The following is a 22,284-nucleotide window of genomic DNA, read 5'->3' as shown; positions in this document are numbered from 1 at the left end:
GACGGTGCGGACTCGCCCAGATGTGTGCCTTTCTCGTGGCGTTGTGTGCAAGGCCGCACGCTTATTCTTGGTGTGATGCTGGCGATCGGCGATCGGGCGCGCCACAGATGAAGGGTGACAGCGATGCTTTTGTTTCGGCACTCTGGTTGCGTCGCACGGTGACCGACAGCTTGGATGCTGGACGTGGTGACGCCTTGGAGGCTTTCTTCGAACAACACAATCCCGAAAGGAACCCCAATGAGAAACTTGAGACTACCGAACCGACTGCTGACGACTGCAGCCGTCGCCGTGTCCTGCTTGGCTGCTGCTGGTTCCTTCTCCCATGCCTGTTCCCGGACGCTGTGGAAATCGGAAGGACAGCCCGTCCTCGTCGGCCGCACGATGGACTGGACCGGCAAGATGGGAACCAAGCTCCAAGTGATGCCCAGGGGCATCGCACGCGAGGGGATGACCGACCAGAACCCGCTCAAATGGACTTCAAAGTACGGGAGCGTTGTGGCGACGATCTGGGATGGAGCAACCTCCGATGGCATCAACGAAGCGGGGCTGAACGCCAACCTGCTGTATCTAGCCGAAACCAAGTACGGCGACCGCGATCCGACACGCCCGGGACTTGCGGTCAGCCTTTGGGCCCAGTATTTCCTTGACAACTTCGCGACCGTTGCCGAGGCGGTGAAAGCGGCTGATTCGTTTCAGGTTAAACCCTTTGAGCTCATCCACCAGGGTGAGCCCGCCGATGCGCCGGTCCACCTTTCCCTTGCCGATGCGAGCGGCGATTCGGCCATCATTGAGATCATCGACGGCAAAACTCGTATTCATCACGGGCCACAGTACAACGTGATGACGAACTCCCCCGTGTACGACCAGCAGCTTGTTCTCCTAAAGCAGTACCAGGGCCTTGGCGGCAAGAAGCCCATCCCCGGGACGATGGATGCGGAGGACCGCTTTGCCCGAGGGGCGTTTTATCTGACGAAACTCCCCAAAAAGCCTGAATCTTATCAGGAGGCCGTCGCCGGTGTCCTGACGGTGATGCGGAACATGGCAACGCCTCTCGGTGCTGTGGATCCTGTCAAGCCGAACGTTTCCCCGACGCAGTGGACCACGATCTGTGATCTGAAGAACAAACGGTATTACTTTGAATTCTCCCGGATGCCCAACGTCGTGTGGGTGGACTTGGACAAGCTTGACCTCAGCGAGGGTGCTTCGGAACAGAGGTTCGATCTCGCCAACGATATCGAAGCAGCAGGCGAAGTCTCGGGGAAATTCCGGAAGTGCGATCCGTTCATCTTCCAAAAGGCCGGCACGGCGGTCACCTGGAAACCGGAATAGAAGCCGGCCGAGCCGAGCGCGAGTTGCTTCGCCGTAGTCCTCGTAAAATTCCGGATAGGATCGCCATTTTCCAAATGGCGATCCCGTCGACTGCTTCCACTTGTAATTCGCTGCCCCTACGAAGCCACGTGTCGCTCTAAGACGGACTCCTGAAACTCTGCACCCAGCGCGTGTCCGTCGCCATCAGACTCCGAACTACCGCTCTAACCTCTTCAGGCTCAAAGGGGTCATGTTCGAGCTCGTGTTCCAGCAATTCCAGCTTCTTGCGAATCAAGTACCCCTGCATACTCTGGTATCTCCGCACTTCGCCGCGACGAAGAAAGGTTCCGACCTCCAAGCGACGACTCCACTCTTCCCAGACCGGTAGCCAAAAGAGCGCGTGGTCGGCATCGCCGCTAATCGCGGCTGATAGACATTCTGTACGAGCCATCCTAATTTCTTCCAGGCACTCTTCTGGGGACGGATAGTACGCGTAGCAGGCGACGATGCTTAGTGCAATCAACCCGGCAAGCATCGTCACACCGATCACACTTTGCGGGACGATGACGTCAAAACGTCCACGTGTGATTGGCTCAAGATTGCTCTGCTCTTCGTATGCCAGCCCGCTTTCGTCAAATCCCGCGGTACGGACGACCGTGCCGATCAACATCAAACCTGCCAAAACGCCCAATGCGACCAATCCTGCAATGTTCAGCTGCTTGCCGACAGCTTCCTTCGACGCCTGCCAAAAATCCTGATGGTACGTCGAAAGCGGATTCGCGTAGATGTCGAAGGCATGGGTGTGGCCGGCCGGTTCGACGCCGGGCGGCACGAGCGGTTTATTGATTCCGTACGAGATGGCCAAGACAATCAACAGTAGCGACGTCAACCACACGGCGGCCGATTTCCACCCATAGTGTTTGGCAAACCAGACTGGCGTGGCAAGGTTGATTCCGGTTCCCAGAATCAGCAAAGTGAACGCGGCGCCAGGCGAGTTCGCGTGCTGGAACATCATTCCCAGCTGACTCATCGCAAGCATCGGAGTCGCATAGACCGGAACGGACACCGCCATCATGGTGATCGGCGCCATCGGATCGTCACGCTCGACGCTGTGCTGCATCGCCCCGTATGGCAATGCGGCTGCCAGAATCGCGAGTCCTGAAAGTGCCAGAAGCGTCAACGCCATTGGTTTTCCGGTAGCATCGCGTCCCATCTGAATGATGGAAGCTGCCAGCCGACGCGGGCCGATCAGATTGCGTTCGATATCGTCCCCGCTTTCGCCAGCAGTGCCCCGACGCCGATCTAGAGCGTCCCACAGGAAGCCAAGTGTCGTGACAATGACGAGCGATCCAACCGCAAACAGGATGATCACCAGTGGCCGGCTCAAAGTCAGACCGTAAAGTATCGACAGCGGATTGAAGAGCGGTGCGGATAGAGCGAACGCCGACATCGCACCCGGACGTACACCGGACTTGCGCATCTGAATCAAAATCGGCAACACGCCAATCGAACACACCGGTAGCAACATGCCGACCAGCCATGATTGAGGCAAGCTCCGCAGCGAATCGCCTCCGAACAATCGCCGAGTGGCATCCCGACCCAGGTAGTATCGGAGAATGGCCGCAATCAATAGGCCCGCCAACAGCGTTGGGGCGGAAGCGATCAGTCCCTGAGTGACGCGCACCAATCCGCCGACCAGTATCATTTCGAGTGAATTCATGGCGACGATACTCTCGATGCAGGAGGTTGATCAGAAACTTTTGGAAGCACCTGTGCGATCAATTCGCAAAGTGCACTCGCCCGCTCTTGATTGGACTGGGTCAACGTGTTCCCCGCTTCGTTAAGGTCCGCTGACAACGATCTGGCGGCGTTGTCGATCCTATTCCAGTCTTGTTCAGACAGATTTGTGTCGGCCGCAATTTCGGGCAACCAACTGACAATGTCCGCGATCTCATCACCAGGGTTCTGGCCAAATCGCTCATGGTCATGCTCGTGCATGTTCCCATGATGGTGTTCGTCGCCGGAGTGTTCGTCGCTGGGGTGGTCGTGGACGGTCTCAAGGCCAGGTGAATTGAGTCTCTCGCGAATCTTCTTTGCCGCATCTGCAAGATCATCGGGCCAATGCTGAGCAACCTCATGATCATGTTCAAAGTGGGATGATTTGGGCGTGTCGTTGGCCCCACAGCCGACCAGGAGCGAGATTCCCACGAGAAGAACGAGTAGCTTGGGCATCACTGATACTCCGGTGAGGGAACGGAACTCATGATTCGGTCAATCACAGCGTCGACCGATTCACCACGCGTCAAAAGCCGAACGGACAACACCGAGTGTGCGACATCGGCAACATCGGTTGGCGTGACAAAGTCACGTCCCTTTAACGTGGCCCAAGCTTGCGAGATTGCTTGCCACTGCATCATGCCGCGCGGGCTGACCCCCAGCTCGACTGCTCCGTCCTGACGACTGGCCTCGACCAGGTCGAGCAGGTAATCGGCGACGCGTGGGTGGACACTCACCGCCTGCACCTCTCGTTGAAGGCATTGCAAGTCGCTCAACGAAAGCGATGAGGACGTCGTCGTGGTCTCGGTTACCTGGTCTCGTTCCGACACGAGAATCTCTCGCCGAAGGATTTTTCGCTGGGAATCACGATCCGGATAACCAATGCGTAGTTTGATGGCGAATCGGTCCAATTGAGCCTCGGGCAACGGGTACGCGCCGTGAGAATCAATCGGGTTCTGCGTTGCGATCACAAAAAATGTCGGTAACAGCGGTTGAGGTTTTCCGTCAATCGTGACCTGCCTTTCAGCCATCGCCTCCAGCAGTGCACTCTGTGTTCGCGGAGTCGTCCGGTTCAGCTCGTCCGCCAGCAGAACGTCGGCGAACACTGGACCGGGATGAAACTCAAACTCGCGAGTCTTTTGGTTGAACATGCTGAATCCCGTGATGTCGGCGGGCATCAGATCGGGAGTGCACTGCACGCGAGCCAACCGCCCATCGATCCCTTCTGCAATCGCCTTCGCCAAAGTGGTTTTTCCTGTGCCGGGAAGATCGTCCAGCAGCAAATGTCCACGCGAGAGTAGGCACGCGATGACTAGGTCAACCTGTTCCTCCTTTCCCAACAGAACGCTGCGGAGGTAATCACGTAGTGACGAAACGCGATGTGACGCAGGGGGATTGGTCGATTGCAGCGGAACTTTTGTGGTAGCGATCAAACTCATCTCGTTGGCTCCCTTGTAATGGTTTGTATGGTTCGGACGCGAAGCACGCCAACCAGGCCGCAGGCATTAAACGCCGCGGAATCGTTTCCGTGGCCGAAGCACAAGGCGTCGGCGGCGTCGCAGAACCGTGTCGCCGCACCAGCGATGGTCGCATCGGCGTGTGTGAGTTGTTCGAGCCAAGCCCGCTGAGTCTTCCCCACGGGACGACCCTGCCCAGCCAGTCTTGCTCGCGCTTCAATGATCCGGAGAGCAAGCCGGATTCGCCGACGCGGTCGCAGCCAACCGGAAAGATTCCAAATGACAGTCAACAGCCAATCGATCCAGAACCTTCGCAAGGCATAGACGCTTCCCAGTGCCACGATCCCGCCGGTCAGAATCGGCCAACTTGCTGTGGCCATTCGACGGGCGACCAACCACCACGAGGGGCGGTAGTCGGGCTGTCGATAGCCCGGTGTCGGCTCGATTTCGATCCAGCGTCCATCGTCCAGTTGGACTTCGGTCCACACGTGAACGTCGTTGGGCAGCACGGACGCATGGCCAGCCGCGATGTCGAACGCCTCTGGGCGAACATAAAGTCCCATTACCAGACGTGATTTCAGACCCAGTCGCCGCGCCATCAAAGCAGCGGTGGTGGCAAACAGATGATCGCCGCCGCAACGCGACTGCAGAAAATCATTCAAGGAATTCGCGGAAGTCTCTCCGTCGCGTGCGAAGGTAAATTCACGACGAAGCAACTCGACACATGAGGTGAGCTGATCAGCGGGAAGAGTGCTTCCGTCGGCGGCGGAATCAACAAGCGCATGGAGTCTGATTGCCGTTGATTCTCCATCTTGTCCAACAGTTGGAATCTGAACGTCAGCCCGTGCGACCAATCGTTCTCGGACTTCATCTTCCATGACCTGCACGCTGGCGACATGCACAACGGTCAACGGTGGAACTCGATCGCGACCGGGCATGAAGAAGCTGCCATCCTCCGCGATGCCAAAAAAGTCTTGTCGATCAACTTTCCCAATATGGACGCCGGCGGTCATCATCGGCACGGGCAGGCGTTGGGAATCAAGCCGCAGGATCCTCAGTAATCCCACATTTGCCGCTTGGATTTGGCGTGGCAAGAACCGATGCATCGTCGGATCGAAGAACCACGGAGAATCGCCGATGTCGACCCGCGCGAGCCTCTCATTTCTAAGGTCATCGGACTGGGACCAATCGCTGCCATTGAACGTGTCATACCGCTGCATCGCTAGCCGGATGCCCGTGGGGCCATCCCATTGCACCACCGCGGGATCGGTGACATCGTTGAAGTGACGGTGCTCCTTTGGCGGCATTCGCTCGGTCGAGAATGTCCCGCCGCCCTGTTCGGTTTTTGCCGCCTGCTCATGGGAGGGAATCACGTTGTCATTCCCCATTGCTTGTCGTCTTTCCCATATATTCTTCTTCTTTGGCTCTCCGATCATGTCATTGACCATGTCGAACAAGGTCGACTCCGTCGATTCCAAGAAAAGGTCCGAGTCAACGGCGCCGAAGGATTCCGCGTGATCCTTCGCTGCGATCGCGGCATCTCCCGTGCCGACTCCTCCACGCGATGCCGGGTCGGACCACACGCTGCCGCCACTGGTGGGCATGAAGCTGTACGGCAGACGCTTTGAGTTCGGGATGCGGTTCCGAATCGCATAACCTGAGATCGTCAATGCGAGCAGGGTTAGCAGAACGACACTCGGTCGAAGATAGAAATTCCGCTGGACGGAATCGGGCATCGCTAAATCAAGACGCTCCCAATGATTAGCGACCAGATGCCAAACGCACAGAAGCATCCATGCGACCGGAAACACAATGGCGTCATGGTCGTCAGAGATCGATGCGCAGAAAAGCACCAAAAATCCACTAGTGATCAGCGACAACGCAAGAGTCCGACCCGTCGCTGCGATCACGGAGATAGCTAGCGAGACCGCACCAAACGTCGAAAGCGCTGACATCTCAAAGGCGATTGGCGAACCGAAGGCACGAGCCGTCACGGCAAAGGCGGCTGGCAACAAGATGAGAACGATTGATGCGAGGATCGCGATTCGTTTTGCGTGGTTTCGCCGATCGCCGAGAGACCGATCGCCGAGAGACCGGGCGCCGAGAGACCGATCGCCGAGAGACCGGGCGCCGAGAGACCGGGCGCCGAGAGACCGGGCGCCGAGAGACCGGGCGCCGAGAGACCGGGCGCCGAGAGACCGGGCGCCGAGAGACCGGGCGCCGAGAGACCGGGCGAATGCTGCCGTCACGCAGGCAATCAACAAGCACCCAATTTCTGCGAGGAACCAACCGGTGGATTCCACAAAGATCCGTAAGGGCACTACCGAGCCGATCCCCAGCATCGCCAACGCGATCGTTTCGATTCGCTTACGCGACCAGGTTTTCATCGCACACCTCCCCCCAAAATGAGAGCAGCTGGGCCGACAGGTCCCGATTGCGACAGATCACTCGATGTGCACGCCTGTCGGTGGATCGAGGATTCACCGACGGGTCGGAGATACAAACCAAGACTTCGCCGCGACCGTTCGACGAAATCAAGAGCGAGGCAGTCGCCTTCAATGAATCAGGGAGCTGTGAATGGGCGAAACCGTCAGCCGGAATGTCCGCCAATCGATCCATGATCTGAATGAAGCCCTCTCTGCCGCGGCGGACAGCAAGGCAAGGCGATCCCGCGTGTACCCGCAACGGCACCGATGACTGATGCAAGTTTGCCAATAGACTCGCGGCGACACGAACCCGATCAGCAAGCTCGTCAGGATTAGCAGCGTCGATTGCTGTATCGACAATGACGAGCACGGTGGGGCACTGCGGGCCGCTGCGTTCGGTGACGACCAAGTCACCGGATCTTGCCGTTGCGATCCAGTTGACCTGGCGCACGCTGTCTCCACGGCGATATTCACGGACACCCAGAAAATCACCGGTACGACCGCGACGCTGGCCTTCACCGGACTCTGCTGCCCTACTACCGGCGATCGCGGCTTGGCCTGCAATGGGATAGACCCTGGGCCAGACTGTGATCGGTGAAACGTCTTTCAGCTTTCGTTTGGCAGTCCAAATCCCGAATGGGAACGAGCACGTCAATACGGCGTTGCCGTCGGGATAGCGTCCACGCATTTCGGGTCGAATCGAGATACGGTAAGTCGATGTTGCCATCGCACGCACGAAGGCGAGTGCAACGGTGGGGACGTTCGCTTCGTCCACGGTCTCCTGTCGACGATCCAGGTATCCTTCGATCGCCAAGCCCCAGATCGGAAGTGGCCAGCGGTTCCGCACGGCAAGCTGTAACTCGCAAGGTTCATCTTCATGAACTTGCTGCTGATAAGGGCCCAAAGAACACTCCGCAGCATGAACCGCGACTGCTGGCCACAGCATTCCAACAGCAATGAGTGATGCAAGAGAAGCCGCAAGCGTCCAACCGATGGGAGCAACATAGAGTCCAACGACGACACTTGCGGCAGTCGCCAGTACGAACCAACCGACCGGTTCTCTCAACCAAAAGACAAAACGGTTGGCCCAGGGACAAAAGTCGGTAGTCAGCAGGCGCGCTACCAATCCCTTGCCCTCGGGCACATCATGGACGATTGCCATGAGTACGCACCTCGGGTGTGAGGAGTCAGGAATGGGGTGAAGAATGCTACGAGTCGCTTAGACTCGCGGCGGTCCCCTCACTGTGATGCTGCTCCAGAGTGTGCTTGGGTCACACACGCCGTCTGTTGCGGCAAACGCGAACTCACAGCCCTGCTCGAATTTTCCGATCGTCTTCTCAACGATCTGAGCAGCAGTTCGTGACGTCCCGAAGCTTTGGCAGACGCTGCATCGGTCGGAGTCATGCTCAACCGGACAATCAGGCGCCATCGGCGCGGAGTCGGCGCAATCCGCGTTCTCGCTCTGTTTGCGAGGTTCCGGATGGCAATGTGAATGATGGCAACACTCATGTTGCCGAGATCCGGCTTCCGCTTTGTCGAAAAAGGCAGGTGCCGTTGGGGAGTGATCGCAAAAAGAACCCCCGGAGCCTGCACAGCCAACGTGCAACCAGCCTGCGACGTTGCCGAGCAGCAACGACGCAATAGCAAGATGGGCACAAAGCTGGCGACGAAATTCCAAGGCCGTAACCAATAAGCGAAAGAGTCCGAGAGAGCCCAAGTGAGCAGATTGCTCGGGCGATGACAAACTGTCCGGTCCGACCAAGGAACGTCTGTAGTTTCGTTGCTGGCTTACGAACGGTCAATGCATTGAGTTCATGGCATGGCCCGCTCACGCAGAAACTTCATCACAAAAATTCTTTCGCCTCTTGACGAACCCGGTAGGCATGCCCATCGTATGCCAGCGTATTGTCCTTGGTCGGACCATCTCAGCATTCACTCACTCGCACCCGAAAGTCGTCGATGACTTCGTTCGTCCGACCATTTGCCGTCAGTCTGTTGTGCGTCATGGCCGCTCTCGGTCATGCACCGGCTTGGCTGCACGTGGCTGGTTGCGACCACGAAAGGCAGCTGGCTGGCACCCAGTCCAGCGCGTCCGAAGGCGGTGGTTGTCGACACGATTGTTGCCATCACCCGCCCCAGAGTTCTGAACGCTCAGGCGAGCACGGATCTGGGGAAGAGCCTCGCCATTCGCATGGTGACCATGACTCGGACTCTTGTGTCCTCTGCCAGTCATTGAGCGTTCCGAATGGGGTGCTGTGGAAACCGGATTCGCTGTCGATCGTCCGCTTGGACGTTCGGACCGCGAAGCTTCCCGCCCTTCATATTCTTGAATCGACCTCTCTGTCGATTCCTCAGCCCCGGGGCCCTCCTGCGCCGCTCGCGTAGTCTCCCCGCCTTGATGTGATTGACGTGTGCCGTAACAGGTGCGTGTCGTTGCTGCCTGGACTTTTTCAAAGCCAACACGTTCCGCCGCGTGCGGTGCAGTTGGTCAACGGTCCGACCAAACCCGATCGGCTGTGCCGGCGCGGTGGGGCTCCTTTTGATTCGCAATCATCGCTGAAAGTTTGTGCGCCCCACGGGAGCGAATGGCTCCCGAGGCGCACCTAAGACAAGACAATCTGGAAGTAGTTCGACGCCCGAAGCCAGGGGTGCCATTCCCGTGGCCACCCGTCTTCGGCGCGTTCCTGACGGCTTTCGGCTTCGTGCGGTCCTCGCTTGGCCGCTGCCGCGCGGAGAACTGGTCAGGCGGCTAATACAGTTTTCTTTGACTCGTTTTTCCAAAAGGGAGAAACAGCTATGCCGAAGCAACTCGCTTCTCGAAAGAATCGTCGCGGCCAAGGACTGGTCGAGTACATCGTCATCGTTGCCGCCGTCGCCCTGATTGCGCTTGTTGCGGTTTCCGTCTTTGGACACAAAGTCGCGGACCAGTACGCGATCGGTGCCGGCATGCTGCCGGGGGCACACGCCGAAGACAACAATGCAATTGCGACAGGCGGATTTGCGGATACGCAGATCAACGCCGATGGTGCCATCGAAGGCAATGGTCAAGTCAGTTGGGCCAGCGTGACCGGCAATGCTGACGGTGATGGTGAACTTGAAAACAATGTCGTCGTCAACGGCGGCGTTGCTGACGGTGAAGCCTTCGTGGCTGACTGATCCTTGGGAGAGAGATCAGACCATTAATTAGACGATGTCTGCCAGGCAGTCCCAAGCGGCTGCCTGGCTTGATGTTTAGCCAGCCCAGTGATCGGAACGATCTGGCTGGTAAATGAATGCAGAGAGAATCATGGTCAATCGACGTCGACGCCAAACACGGTCGATCCCAAAATCCGCAATCGTTGTCGCGGTGCTGTTCGCTGGTTGCGCGCTGACCTTCGGAATCGTCCGGGCTGCAGGCTGGCTGGACCAGACGGCACCCTTGGCACAAGAACCCTCGCGAGAAGGCATGGTTCCTGTTCCCAAGTCTTTGGTCCGCTTGAAAGCGTTTGATGTTGTTCAGCGCGAAGACGTCTACGATCGAACTCTTGGTTCCGACAGCTATTTCTGGTTGCCTGAAGCTCAAGTTGCAGACCATCCAGAATGGATTACACGTTTCGATGAGATCATTGGTCGCGTGATGGCGCGCGAAAAGCGGGCAGACTTCGTGTTTAGCGAGAAGGACTTTTTACCCGAGGGTAGTCGAAGTGGCATTGCGGGAGGTGTACCGAATGGAAAACAAGGCTTCTTCCTGGATGCTGAAAAGATCCCCGGACTTCGTTTTCTAAAATCCGGCGATCGCTTTGATCTGCTGGCCAGTAATCCGGATGAGCCGAAGGATTCAAGTTCAGAGTATGGATTACTCATGGGTGGTATCAAAGCACGGGGAGGAAAACCGATTCCACTGACTGGCGTGCAGATCCTGGCCCAGAATGCCGAGTTGATCGCACTGGCAACGAACCGCAGCATGACCACGCAAGGTGGTCTTGACCTGGCGAATACCGAATCGCGAGGGCGTAGTGTGAACACGACCAAAGAGGAACGCGTTTGCATTGCAATTGATCCAGACGAAGCGGTAGCGCTGACCGGTGCCCTGGGAGCAGGCTTGGAGATCAACATGGTCACCCGTAGCGGCCAGCAGTCCGGTGCCGAAGACGATGCCGACGTTCTGGCCGGACGTATCGCCTTGCCGGCAAATGCAGTTCCTATCGAGGCTTTTCAGTCGATTCAGGCCCAGCATCTTGCTGAACCGAACACGGGAGAACTTCGCCAATACTTCTTCCTTCCAGGTGATGTTGAAAACGATTGGATCGCGCGACCCGAGCAGCTGATTGGACGAGTTGTTCGTCGTGCGATCGAACCCGGATATATCTTTCGCGAGAGCGATTTTCTTCCGCCAGGCAGTCTGAAAGAGAATGTAGAAGCGTACGAGTCGGTTTTGCCTGGCCAGGTTGTTGAGGGTTCAACATCAAAATGGGTCGAACGTGTCGCGGCGCGAGATCTGAGTGCGGGCTCCGAACTCAGCGAGGCTGATTTCTTTCCTCCCGGAACCAAGCCCGGAATCGCTTCGGCAATTCCGTCGAATCGAATGGCACTGACGATCAACGTTGACGACATACGAGGCGCTTCGGAGTTGTCCCGCGGGGACCGCTTCGATCTGTTGGCATCCACTCGTCCGGATCTGCGGAAGACGATGCGGGGCGTGGAAATTTCTCCATCTTTAGCGACTGAATTGCAATCGAGTGCTGTCAATCGTGTCTTGGCGACGGAGGCTCTTGTCATCCAAACATCGGAGGAACAAGTTGTCGTCGCGATCCGACCGAGCGAAATTTCTCTCGTTGCGAAGGCACTGGCCCAGGAAACGCAAGTGTTCTGCGTCGCCCGAACAGGAACGGCTGATCCAAACCAGATGGCCAACCAGATGGTCCGCCCATCGGAATCGCCTGAGACAGTTGGCGTGCTCGTCTCCGACCCCGATCCGATGAGCGAGATTTCAATCACGGAAACACTGATTGGTGGTAGACGGAAGGTGCGCGCATACCGGAGGTCACCATGACAAGCCCTCGTATCTTGGTTCATCGCACGGACCAGTCTCTTGATGATGAATTGCGTGCAGCCGTTGCGGGTTCAGCGGAAGTTCATCCGGTTTTGCTTTTCCAAAGTGATTTACGGAGTACGATCGGTGCCGCAAAGGATTTTCAGCCGTCCATCGTGATGCTCGAGATCGGCGACGATTTGGAAACGCTGAAAGCGCTCGTTGACGAATCAATTGCAGCTGCACCAGACGCGGCAATCGTTGGCGTCTACGACGTCAACCGCCTTCCAGCATCGCAGACCGAGAGCACAATGATGATGCGCTCGCTGCGACTAGGGGTGGAAGATTTCCTTCGTCGGCCGATTGCCGGAGGCGACCTGCTTCAGGTGCTTCAACGAAGATTGTCACCGCGTCGCAGGAAAAGTTTCGCGAGCGGGAAACTGATCAGTTTCATCAGCAATAAGGGCGGAGTCGGAAAGAGCACGGCGGCCGTGAATGTCGCGGTTGAATTGGCATCGACTCACCCAGATCGCGTCGCACTAATCGATGGGTCGCTGCAGATGGGAGTTTGCGCCACGCAACTCAATCTGCGTCCCGAGGCTACCCTGGTCGACGCTTGGCAGCAGCGGGATCGGCTCGATGAGAAGCTGCTCACTCAATTGATGTCGATTCATGAATCGGGCCTACACTTGCTTGCCGCTCCGACTAGTGCTATTGAAGCAGCGGAGATTGATGACGCGTTTCTTTCACGCGTCCTGCTGATGGCTCGTCGAGCGTACGACTATGTCATCATTGATACCTTTCCGCTGTTCGATCGAACGGTCATGGCAATCCTGGACCTCTGTGACCAGGCCATCATTGTGGTCGAGAATGTGGTTCCGACTCTTCAAACGGTGCGCGGCTATTTCGATTTGCTCGAGGAGGTTGAGTTCCCGGATAGGCGACAGAAAGTCCTTCTGAACCGCTATTCCAAGCGCGGGGGCGGCCCCCGCGTATCCGAGGTCGCTCGCTACCTGGGACGAAAGCCCGATTACGTCGTTCCGTTCGACCGCCGGGTCATTCTGGCCGCGAACACGGGTAAACCGTTCGTCCTCGGTGCGTCTCGCTGGAATAAATCGGCGGCGGCGATTCGAGCAATTGCTGACGACTTGGAGCTGTTGGGGGAAGAGCAATTTCCAAGCGAACCCGTCCGATCCCCTTCTCGCACGGTCCCGGCTAGCCAGCAAAGTGCGCCGGTTCCATCCGATGCGTCCAGTCGCATCCTTGGGAGTGAGGCGTCATGAGCGATCGTCAATCGCTACGCGACCGACTACAACGCAAAGCGATCGAAGTCCCCAGAGATCGGCTGAGATCGAGAGCTTCCGAGCCTGGAATATCGAATACTGAACAGCTGACAACACGGCGTGCCAACCGAAACATCGAGTATCACGCGATCAAGGGTGATTTACACGAGCGGTTGATCGATGAGCTCAATCGGCAGGGGGCGCTGGCGCGGGGCGACAGTGAATTGAAGCCGCTGATCAATGAGTTCGTTGCGGACGTTCTGGAGACGGAAGACTGGCCGTTAAATGAAGACGAACGTGGTCGCCTCGCCAGCGATCTGCTCGAGGAAACACTCGGGACGGGACCCCTGGCACCTCTGATGGCCGATCCCGCTGTCACCGACATTTTGGTGAATCGCTACGATCACGTTTACGTTGAGCGTTTCGGGATTCTAGAGGAAACTGACGTTCGTTTTCGTGACGACGAACATTTGGTTCGGATCATTGGGCGAATCGCTTCTCGTGTCGGCCGGCGAATCGACACGTCCTCACCAATGGTGGATGCAAGACTTCCTGATGGAAGCCGCGTCAACGCGACACTTCCCCCGGTCACCATCGATGGACCAACTCTCTCCATCCGTCGATTTGGACGCCGACGACTCACTCGCGTCGATCTGCTTCGGCTCGGGATGTTGTCCGACGTCATGGATCGATTTCTCGAAGCACTCATTCGACATCGAAAAAGTATCATCGTGACGGGTGGTACCGGTAGCGGCAAGTCGACGTTGCTCGGTGCGATCGCCGAAGCGATCCCGGATCGCGAACGAATCATCACGATCGAAGATGCGGCGGAGCTGATGCTATCGCAAACGCACGTGATCCGGATGGAGACACGAGCTCCGAACACGGAGGGAAAAGGGGCCATCACTCAGCGTGACTTGGTCGTCAATGCATTGCGGATGCGGCCTGATCGAATTGTGATGGGCGAAGTGCGCGCCGGCGAAGCGCTCGACATGCTGCAGGCGATGAATACAGGCCATGACGGCAGCTTGACAACGATTCATGCAAACAGCCCCCGGGATGCCTTCGCCCGCCTGGAGACAATGGTCATGATGGCCGGTATGGACCTTCCATCTCAGTCAATTCGTGAACACGCCGTTTCTGCGGTGAACTATCTGGTGCACGTTCGTCGTTACGAAGATGGCGTCCGGCGCGTCGAGCGAATTGCGGAAGTCGTTGGCATCGAAGGCAAAACCCCCCAGCTACAAGACATCTTCACGTTTCAACCAACCGGACGCTCGGAAAACCGAATCGAGGGACGGTTCCAAGCGACGGGAGTGGTTCCCCGGATCGTCGACGAGCTAGCGTCCCGCGGAATCAGCGAGGTGGATCGCAATTGGTTTGGGAGGGAAGCTTAGATGACCGGCATTCTCCTCCCTGCCGGCGGACTGATCGCGGCGATCGCAGGCTTGGCGGTCTATTGGTACAAAGCGGCGACGCGCGAGATGATTCTTGCGAGGTTGAACGAAGCCGATGCCGGCAATCGGTCGTTTCCGGACATCGAAAGGCCCTTTGTGGCTCGTCACTACCTCCTGCCATGGATGGTGGTCACGCCAATCGGTTTAAGCTTAGGTTGGATCTGGGGATGGCCGTGGAACATCGTGATCGGGTTAGTCATTGTCGCTGGGTTCATCGGTACCGAGATCGATGCCTGGATCTACGGATTGCGTTTGTCCCGAATGGAATCCCAATTGGCCGATGCGATTGACGTGTTGGTTGCGAGCGTCAGTTCGGGCGCATCGCTGCAGGCATCGCTGCGGCAGGCGTCGGAATACTCGCCGATGCCTCTCCGTGGAGAGCTATCCGAGATGGTGGCCCGGTTGCGGCTGGGGGACTCACCCCCGGATGCATTCGATTTGTTGGCACAGCGTGTCCCGACGGAAACTTTCCGCTTATTTGCAACGACTCTGACCGTCAATTGGACAGTAGGCGGTGAATTGGCGGAGACACTTGCGGCGATCGGGAGCACCATTCGTGATCGCCTTGCGATTGCCAGGCAGATTCGCACACTCAGCACACAAGGCACGTTGACGACCCTCGCAGTATTGGCGGTGGTGTGGTTCATGGCAGCGATGATGTGGCAATCAGATCCGCCGCGGTTCGTGGCCTTCCTGCAGAGCGGTGTCGGATCTTGGTTGGTCGCCGTCAGCCTGTTCTTACAAGGTGTCGGTGTCGCCTTGGTCTCACGTATCAGTCGTCCGAAGGTCTAGACGGAGATTCAGGATGGAACTTGCCGTGTGGATTGTCCTTCTCGTACTCGTACCGGTGATCGGGCTGTGGACTTGGAATGCTGCGTCCAGTCAGTCGAGCATTCATGCTCGCCTTCAAGAGCAAGACTCCCGGAATAAAGCGGCCGGTGTTGACGAGTCTGTCCTGGGCCAAGAGGACCTGCGCGGTGTTCACGGCTGGCTCTTTCGTGCTGGACTCCGCAGCCCCTTTGCGCCCATGGTTTTTTGGCTCTCGACCTCCCTTCTGTTCGTGCTGGGGCTAGTCGTTTGGTCTCGCCTGTACAGCACCGGCACGATCGATCTTGCGACCGACTTCATTCGATCGATACCGGGCGGAGTCGGAAACGTGATGGTTCCGTTTGCACTGGCGATGCCGTGGGTTCTGATTGTCGTTTTGTCGCTGGTCCCGATGCTGGTCGTGCGTTCGATTCGACGAAAGCGTGTCCTGGAGATCGAGCAAGATCTCCCGCTGCTTCTGGATTTGTTGAATACGCTTTCGCGGGCCGGCGTCGGATTTGATGCCGCACTCGATCGAGTCCTCGATGCCGGATCACCCGACCGGCCGCTTGCAAAAGAATTACGCAGCTTTCAAGCAGACAATCTCGCCGGCCGGTCGCGAATCGATTCTCTTCGGCGACTGATGCGGCGAGTGGAAGTTCCTGTGTTTTCGACGTTCGTTTCGGCCGTTGTTCAGGCCGAACAGGTGGGAGCGGGAATGGGCGAGACACTTCGAATCCAGGCGAAAGAGATGCGGACCCGTCGACGTGAGAAAGCTTCCGCGGCCGCGATGGCTGTCCCCACCTTGTTGGTTGTTCCGATGGTCGTCGGATTCTTGCCGGGCATTTTTGTCGTTTTGCTTGGCCCCATGATCTTCCAGGCCTTCGGTGCGATGGGACAAACAATGCGCGGAGTAACGGGACAGTGAAGGATGCAATTAATCGATTCCCAGACGCAGGAGATCTTGCTCCCGAGCGTCGAGGTCGCGAGCACAATCTGGCAGCGGTTTCGTGGCTTGATGTTTCGACGAAAATTTTGCGAAGGATATGGCCTCTGGTTGCAGCCCTGCCGTTCGATTCACACGATGTGGATGCGCGTGCCGATCGATGTCTATTTCATCGATCAAGACGGACGAATCGTCGAACACCGATTACGTGTCACTCCATGGTCGATTGTCGTTCCCTGCCAGGATTCCCGCTCCGTGCTGGAAGTTCCCAGTGGCACGAAAAGCTTGGTGATTGGAACAAGCGTTTACTTGAAAGATCGCAACCGATGAAGGCTGTCGAAAATCCACGGCGGTCGGTGAGACGGATTCCGCGAGGTCAAGCACTGCTGGAGTTTGCGATACTCGTCCCGGTCATCATCATTTTGATCGGTGCAACCATCAGCTTTGGCCTGTTCTTCTTTCAGGCCAACGTGCTGCAACAGGCGGTCGATGTGGCAGCTCAAGAGATCTCTCGAATGCCATTCGGGCCAAACCAGGAGTTGGGATTAGGGCAACTAGAAAGTTGCGATGAATCGAACTTCGCCTGCAACGATCAACGTTTCAAAGACGCAATCTTTGACGAGCAGTTTCTAGTGATTCACGATAGCGAATGGGACAGTTCAACGGAGTTCAATGGCGACTTCCGAGCTTTCGTCGATCAGCTGCCATTGATCAACCGGCTGATTGTCCCGGCGATGATTCGCGACAACGGTATGACGCGATATCCCGGCACGATCGTGGTGAACGCGGCTTCCGGGGAAGAAACTGTTTTGATTCCAATCGTTGAATATAGCATCCGAGGATTTGAAGACGATCTCCCGTTCCCAAACGATAACCCACCGGGGAGTGGCTTCGCTCCCTCTTCGATTCGCACGGCGGGAGAAACGGTCATCCAATGGGTGGCGCCGCTGGAAGAAATCCGAGTCGACCATGACGGTGATGAAACATCGCCAAGCAAGGGGCCCTTCGCTCTCGATTCCGCAGCCGACGCTACTCTGGGCTCCTTTGAGCCCGGCATGGTCGCATTGAGAATCAACTATCCGGCTCAATCAACGACCTTGATCAATCGCAAGACTGTTTCGGGCTCAGCCACCGAACCGAGCGGCGAAACCGCCAGCATGATCGTGATCGCGGGTGATACCGTTCTTGATTCCGGCGCCACCACGGGGTGCTACATGATTCAAGATCCTACGCCGCGACTTTCGCCGGCGACGAATCTTCCCGGTTCCAATGCCAATGCTGGCTTGTACGGACTGGGGGAACTTGAGGCGTTTACCAGAATTGTTCGCCCCTACCGAAAGGTGATGTCGTTTCAAGCGATCTATCGGCGCGAGGTGTTTTCCAGTGGGACCTAGGAACGCTAAAAGCCGTCGCGGTCAAACACTGATCCTGTTGGTGCTATTTCTGCTGGTGTTGGTCGGACTGCTTACCCTGACGCTTGACTACGGATTTGTCTTGCTATCGCGGCGAACGATGCAGTCAGCAGTCAACACGGGTGCCCTTGAGGGTGCCCGCGACATCGATCAGCGCGGGCGGATGGAGGCTCGCGAAGTGATCCGGAATGTTTTTGATGACGACTTAGATCCGACGGACAACTTGAGCACTCTGGGTGCTGGTCCGGAACAGACGCTTGTCCAACGCGATGGGAATGACCGACCACGGTTTGCGGCGCGGGCGGATGCCAGTTCCCTCTTTGCGGATCGCCACGAGTATGTTTACCGGCCTGTGCCTGAGTTGAATCCCGACAACGAAATTCATGGCGATCTGGTTAGTGGCGACTACCAGGAAAATGCGAATTCGCATGCCGAAATGCGCAACTATCAACGGGTAGATTTTAATGCGTCGATTCAAGGTCAGGCATTTCTGGCCCGAATTCGGCGAACGCCTCAGCGGGTCGGCGTGGCAACCCCGTTGGATCGCATCGAAGGGGTAAGCTCAAGCGGAAACGGATCACCTCTGCTTGTGGGACATCTCCTGCCGTTCATACCGAATTCAACAGCGGGCTTCGACCTACGTCGCGACGGCGTCACCGTCCGCGCGACCGCAATCTCAGATAGCCGACCGATCGTTTACGTTGGAACCGGTGTAGACGATGCCCTTTACTCGGCAACTTCCTACGGGGTGTACCCAGACGCCGACTTTCATGTGCTCGACAGTGCGCCCCGTCGTTTGGGAGAGATTGTTTCGGCAGGAGCGGTGGTTGACGAACGCGACGTACCAACGGGCTACGTCGCAGCACTATTGACTTACGAGCAAAATGACTACGTTGTCGGCTTCATGCTGAACATCAATGCTTCTGACACCGACTCCAGGAAGCCAAATGCATCGCCTCGATTGCACGATGCGATGCAAACACTCAACGAATTGCCGCCAAAAGTTCGCGACGCCGTTCTGGCACGTCATCGCGAACTTGCTCAAGAGGAAAACTCTGTCTTAGCTCGCTCGCCAGTGTTGGTCAGGGCGATTCGCTAACGCCAAGCTTTTAATTTTTGTCGGCCTGAAAAAGCTTCTTGATCAAGGTCATCAACTCTTCATGACCCGCATGTAGCGAGTCATGCTTTGCTGACATTGCTTGATGCTTTTTCATGAAGTCGGAATGCTCCTCCGCAAGCTTGTTGTGGTCGTCGTCGTTGCCCGATTCCTCATGCTCAGCAATCTCGTCCCCGTGATGCCTGGCGTGGTCCTCGTGAGCGCGAATCTCTTCAGCATGCTCTTCGAGCTCCGCTTCATGTTCGTAGATTTTGGCTTGCAGCTTGGCCAGCATCGCCATGGCACGTAAGTGCTCGACCCGCCACTTGCTGTGCTCTGCCTGCCACCGATCGTGGTCGACGTGAGCTGCCGCGTGCTCTTGCTTCATTCCTTCGTGCGGATCTTTGTCCTGCGAAAAGGCCGACGTTGAAAAAGCAAACATCAACAGGGCAACGGAGAAAACGCGGACTCTATACATCTCTGGGCTCTCGTAAATGAGGGTGAAAGACCTGGTCCGACCAAAGACTTCAGCAAATCTTAGCTCGTCCGCACTATTTGCTAAAGCAGGGATCGGTTTACTCCGATTAGATGAAAAATCCGGTGGTCGGACTCAACCGAATGGGCTACGCCCGTTCACAAGCAAACGCACTCGCTCGTTCCCGGCCGAGTGCGGTGCGTGTCAATTCAACTGAGGCCACTGACGTCGTGCGATTTCCTGCAACCATCTGCCCACTGCTTCTATTTAGCCTGACCGTGCTGGGTGGGGCGGCGAATCGGGTTTCCGGCCAGGACCCGTTTCCGAGCGACCCGCGGGCGGCTGGCGGGATGGATCTGCCCCCTGCCGATGTCATGCAAGCGATCGAACGCCCGAGTGCGAGTCGTGGGGAGCAAGAGGCCGGACCACGCGAGCCGATCCAGCCGAGTTCTAGAATCCAGAGTGGTTTTCCGTCGGACCTTATCTTGCCGCCTCCGGCCGCCGCCGCGGTCCGCCGCGCGGAGCGATTTGTTGAGAACACCATCGATCCCGAACTGCCGCTCAATCTGGTGCTTGGCCGGCCGAAAGTCTTGCAGCTAGCCAAGGCTCCCAAAAGAATCTATGTGCCTGACGACCAGACCGTCAGAACCGAAGTGATCGACGAACAAAGCGGCAGGGAGATTGCGATCACGGGTTTGCAGCCTGGTTCGACGACGTTGATCCTATGGTTCGAGGACGGCAGCGCGCCATCGGGCCAATCGACCGTAAGCTATTTGGTACGGGTCTTCGCTGATCCAATCCTGGCTCGCCCAATTGAGTCACTGGAACAAGAGCTCAACCAGAAGTTTCCCAACAGCTTCATTGAACTCGACCAGATCGAAGATCGCATGATCGTTCGCGGGCAAACGCCTGACACCGTCGAAATGGGTCAGATCTTACAGGTGCTTGCCGGTGCTCGTGGCGTGAATGCCGGGCTCATTCGACCCGACGAACCCGTTGCTGCCGTCAACCCGGTCACCCTCGCGGGAGCATTTAGCTTTCAGGAAACCATTGATCCACTCGCCGCAGAAGAAGCAGCCGCACAGAGACGCCGGGTGATTGATCCGATTGCTCTCGCACAAGCAGGGATCATCAACCAAATGAAGGTAGTCGGCGAGCAGCAGGTCATGTTGAAAGTGACGGTTGCGGAAGTCAACCGTAGCGCGGCCCGCAGTATCGGCCTGAACTTCGCAGTCGATGACAACGACGGGTTCACCGTCTTTCAATCTCTCGCCGGCAATCTGGTGCAACCGGGAGGCGACAGCCAATCCGGAGCGAACATTCTTGCATCACTCGACATGGGACAAGTTCGGCTCGCGATCGAGGCATTACGCAGACTCAATCTCTCGCGAACGCTCGCGGAACCGAATTTGATCACGATGAATGGTCAGCCGGCCGATTTCCAGGCGGGAGGGCGATTTCCCGTGCCGATCATTTCTGCAGGCGGCGTCGGAAACGGGCAAAACCTGCAGGGCGTCTCTTTTGTGCCTTTCGGCGTTCAGTTGCAGTTCACCCCGTTCATTCAAGATCGCGATGTCATCCGCCTTCAAGTGAACGCGGAGGTTAGCACTCGGGATGAGTCTTTGGGGACCACAATCGGTGGTGCGGGAAACGGAACGCAGGTTTCTGGACTCAACAGTCGCAACTTTGCCACAACTGTCAAATTGCGCAGTGGACAGTCAATTGCAGTCGCGGGGCTCTTACAAACCAACTACGGCGCAAGCACGGACCGCGTTCCGTTCTGGGGAGATCTTCCGATCATCGGGTCGACCGGTGGAGTCAATCGAAGCAGTAGTGGAGAGCAGGAACTGGTGATTCTTGTGACGCCGCACCTTGTTGCACCCAGCGACGCGTGCAACTGCCAGGCTTTACCCGGCAGCGATGTCCATGAACCGACAGATATCGAGTTCTTCATCGCAAATCGTTTAGAGAGTCGTCGATCGACGGACTATCGGGCCTCGGTTCGAACGGATCACGCCCGTCAAAAACGTGCCCAGCATTGCCGTGCCGATCGATACATGATCGGGCAGGTAGGGCCAACGGATCGATGCTGCGCGAGTTCAATGGCGAATCCTCACCTGCCGTATTCGCCACTTGGAGTGCAAGCGACCGTCGAATCGATTGGACCGGACGTTATGCAAATCGAACAAAGTGTTGACTTTGAGGGCCTGATCCGTCGGGGCCCGAATGAATAGAACCGTGAAGAGAATCCTGACCATGAGATTGCGTCGAAACGCTTCGTCAGGCCATAGTCACCCTGAGATCGGGAAGGTCAAGAGCCTGATGCTGGTACTTTGCGCGTGCGTTGGTTTAGCGGGCTGCGCGAGTCGGGGCGGAATCCTGGGAGTCGATTGTTGCTCGGATATCCCTGCCGGCGCAGTGCCCGAGCCAGCTGGCTCGAAGCTGTGCAATGTTCAGCAGTCCCAAGTGGAAGCGGCAAATCTCGACCAGAATGTCCTCTACCGGGCAGATTTCGTTGGAAAGTCCACCGACCTCGCACCCGCCGCATTGGACCGGCTTGCCCGCCACAACGTGACAGGACGACTTGGCAACGAAACTTTGATTGTTGAGCCGTCCGGTGACAGAGACTTGGACCAAAGAAGACTGGAGGCTGTTGGCAACAGGCTCGCCGAGCTTGGCATCGCCAGTATCCATCTCGAGCTGGCAACTCCAGCGGCACTTGGTCTATCGGGGCCGGTCGCTGAGGGCAGTCTTTTGGGAGGCCGATCTCGAGGGTCCGCTCGCTCTGGCCGGAGAGGATTCGGATTCGGTGGTGTGAATGGGCTGGGGG

At 57.2% G+C, this 22,284-nt stretch carries 17 protein-coding genes; 11 read left to right on the top strand and 6 right to left on the bottom strand.

Annotated features, from left to right (window positions below):
- Positions 1-237 precede the first annotated feature (237 nt).
- Positions 238-1,329 carry a linear amide C-N hydrolase gene (locus FYK55_RS02960; RefSeq protein ID WP_150074735.1) on the top strand — a complete coding sequence of 364 codons (1,092 nt, stop codon included), beginning with the start codon at positions 238-240 and terminating at the stop codon, positions 1,327-1,329.
- Between the two features lie 136 nt (positions 1,330-1,465).
- Here the strand turns inward: FYK55_RS02960 and FYK55_RS02955 are convergent, their stop codons facing one another.
- The 5 genes from FYK55_RS02955 to FYK55_RS02930 all read right to left on the bottom strand — a co-directional run bounded on the left by FYK55_RS02955 (position 1,466) and on the right by FYK55_RS02930 (position 8,129).
- A complete protein-coding gene (locus tag FYK55_RS02955; protein ID WP_150074733.1) occupies positions 1,466-3,028 on the bottom strand; it encodes a permease in 1,563 nt (520 codons plus the stop codon).
- The gene (locus tag FYK55_RS02950) at positions 3,025-3,540 is read right to left on the bottom strand and encodes a hypothetical protein (RefSeq protein ID WP_150074731.1); all 516 of its coding nucleotides are present in this window, start codon (positions 3,538-3,540) and stop codon (positions 3,025-3,027) included. The genes FYK55_RS02955 and FYK55_RS02950 overlap by 4 nt, the downstream gene beginning before the upstream one ends.
- A complete protein-coding gene (locus FYK55_RS02945; protein ID WP_150074729.1) occupies positions 3,540-4,523 on the bottom strand; it encodes an AAA family ATPase in 984 nt (327 codons plus the stop codon). Before FYK55_RS02945 ends, FYK55_RS02950 begins: the two co-directional genes overlap by 1 nt.
- Positions 4,520-6,277 (bottom strand): transglutaminase-like domain-containing protein, encoded by a 1,758-nt coding sequence (locus FYK55_RS02940; protein WP_161604273.1) that lies wholly within the window; start codon positions 6,275-6,277, stop codon positions 4,520-4,522. The genes FYK55_RS02945 and FYK55_RS02940 overlap by 4 nt, the downstream gene beginning before the upstream one ends.
- 631 nt (positions 6,278-6,908) lie before the next feature.
- The gene (locus tag FYK55_RS02930) at positions 6,909-8,129 is read right to left on the bottom strand and encodes a DUF58 domain-containing protein (RefSeq protein WP_201743609.1); all 1,221 of its coding nucleotides are present in this window, start codon (positions 8,127-8,129) and stop codon (positions 6,909-6,911) included.
- A 1,634-nt stretch (positions 8,130-9,763) separates the two neighbouring features.
- On the opposite strand from FYK55_RS02930, the gene FYK55_RS02925 reads away from it, so the two are divergent.
- From FYK55_RS02925 to FYK55_RS02885, 9 genes are all read left to right on the top strand, one after another.
- The gene (locus FYK55_RS02925; RefSeq protein ID WP_150074725.1) at positions 9,764-10,123 is read left to right on the top strand and encodes a class III signal peptide-containing protein; all 360 of its coding nucleotides are present in this window, start codon (positions 9,764-9,766) and stop codon (positions 10,121-10,123) included.
- Between the two features lie 130 nt (positions 10,124-10,253).
- The gene (locus tag FYK55_RS02920; RefSeq protein ID WP_161604272.1) at positions 10,254-11,999 is read left to right on the top strand and encodes a hypothetical protein; all 1,746 of its coding nucleotides are present in this window, start codon (positions 10,254-10,256) and stop codon (positions 11,997-11,999) included.
- A complete protein-coding gene (locus FYK55_RS02915; RefSeq protein WP_150074721.1) occupies positions 11,996-13,261 on the top strand; it encodes an AAA family ATPase in 1,266 nt (421 codons plus the stop codon). Before FYK55_RS02920 ends, FYK55_RS02915 begins: the two co-directional genes overlap by 4 nt.
- Complete coding sequence (locus FYK55_RS02910) at positions 13,258-14,658, top strand: CpaF family protein (RefSeq protein WP_150074719.1); 1,401 nt, start codon at positions 13,258-13,260, stop codon at positions 14,656-14,658. Before FYK55_RS02915 ends, FYK55_RS02910 begins: the two co-directional genes overlap by 4 nt.
- The gene (locus FYK55_RS02905; RefSeq protein ID WP_150074717.1) at positions 14,659-15,510 is read left to right on the top strand and encodes a type II secretion system F family protein; all 852 of its coding nucleotides are present in this window, start codon (positions 14,659-14,661) and stop codon (positions 15,508-15,510) included.
- Positions 15,511-15,745: 235 nt separating this feature from the next.
- Positions 15,746-16,453: a type II secretion system F family protein gene (locus tag FYK55_RS02900; RefSeq protein ID WP_161604271.1), complete on the top strand. Its 708-nt coding sequence runs from the start codon at positions 15,746-15,748 to the stop codon at positions 16,451-16,453.
- Positions 16,454-16,456: 3 nt separating this feature from the next.
- A complete protein-coding gene (locus FYK55_RS02895) occupies positions 16,457-16,801 on the top strand; it encodes a DUF192 domain-containing protein (RefSeq protein WP_150074713.1) in 345 nt (114 codons plus the stop codon).
- Complete coding sequence (locus tag FYK55_RS02890) at positions 16,798-17,865, top strand: TadE/TadG family type IV pilus assembly protein (protein ID WP_161604270.1); 1,068 nt, start codon at positions 16,798-16,800, stop codon at positions 17,863-17,865. The genes FYK55_RS02895 and FYK55_RS02890 overlap by 4 nt, the downstream gene beginning before the upstream one ends.
- Positions 17,855-18,982, top strand: coding sequence for a pilus assembly protein TadG-related protein (locus FYK55_RS02885; RefSeq protein ID WP_261344944.1), 1,128 nt, complete (start codon positions 17,855-17,857; stop codon positions 18,980-18,982). Before FYK55_RS02890 ends, FYK55_RS02885 begins: the two co-directional genes overlap by 11 nt.
- A 10-nt stretch (positions 18,983-18,992) precedes the next feature.
- On the opposite strand, the gene FYK55_RS02880 is transcribed toward FYK55_RS02885, so the two are convergent.
- The gene (locus FYK55_RS02880) at positions 18,993-19,421 is read right to left on the bottom strand and encodes a hypothetical protein (RefSeq protein WP_235908383.1); all 429 of its coding nucleotides are present in this window, start codon (positions 19,419-19,421) and stop codon (positions 18,993-18,995) included.
- 263 nt (positions 19,422-19,684) lie between these two features.
- Here FYK55_RS02880 and FYK55_RS02875 point away from each other — a divergent pair, with 263 nt between their 5' ends.
- Positions 19,685-21,688 (top strand): type II and III secretion system protein family protein, encoded by a 2,004-nt coding sequence (locus FYK55_RS02875; protein WP_235908382.1) that lies wholly within the window; start codon positions 19,685-19,687, stop codon positions 21,686-21,688.
- Positions 21,689-22,284 lie beyond the last annotated feature (596 nt).

Source organism: Roseiconus nitratireducens (assembly GCF_008629675.1).
GTDB lineage: Bacteria > Planctomycetota > Planctomycetia > Pirellulales > Pirellulaceae > Stieleria > Stieleria nitratireducens.
Note: the sequence above shows the minus strand (reverse complement) of the source record. Positions and strands in the feature narration are given on the sequence as shown.